This window comes from Pseudoalteromonas sp. S558, from assembly GCF_005886635.1.
GTDB classification, from domain to species: Bacteria; Pseudomonadota; Gammaproteobacteria; order Enterobacterales; family Alteromonadaceae; genus Pseudoalteromonas; species Pseudoalteromonas aliena.
Genome location: NZ_PNDU01000475.1, coordinates 1 through 599, shown reverse-complemented (window position 1 = coordinate 599; position 599 = coordinate 1). Strand labels below are relative to the sequence as shown.

Here is a 599-nt window from a genome sequence, read left to right as displayed (position 1 = left end):
TTATTTAATGGGTCTAGCAACGTTTACATCTACTAACCAAGAGCTTCTCGTTGGTATTTTAACGCTAGTGGATACCGCGTTATTAGCTGGGTTACTTTTAATCATTATTTTTAGTGGTTACGAAAACTTTGTCTCTAAGCTCAATATAGACAATCATGAAGACAGACCTTCGTGGATGGGAAAGGTGGGCTTTTCAGGTTTAAAAATGAAATTGATCAGTGCCATTGTTGCTATTTCAGCTGTTGAACTGTTGAAAGTATTTATTAACTCAGGCGCGCATCCAAACGATGAACTACTATGGAAGGTGATTATTCATGTTACGTTTGTGATGTCGGGTGTTTTATTTGCATTAACAGATTACTTGAACAGTAAAACGCAAAGTCATTAGTACCAATACAAAAAAGCCCAAGTTTATGCTCTGGGCTTTTTTACGGCTAACTGCAAAAGTTAACTAATACCAATTGCATTAAATTAGTGATCTATTATAGCGATAAGAAAATAGCTCAATAACAAGGCTAAAATTATGATACATAGTTTTTTTATATAAATAATTTTTAACGTAGTTAGTGAGTTATTTAATACGCTAGAATGATCATGTT

The 599-nt window shown here is 33.4% G+C and carries 1 protein-coding gene; it reads left to right on the top strand.

What is annotated here, in order from left to right; translation table 11 throughout:
• Positions 1-388, top strand: a 388-nt coding sequence (locus CWB66_RS20950; RefSeq protein ID WP_138586958.1) for a YqhA family protein, incomplete at its 5' end; no start/stop codon positions are given.
• Between the last annotated feature and the right edge of the window lie 211 nt (positions 389-599).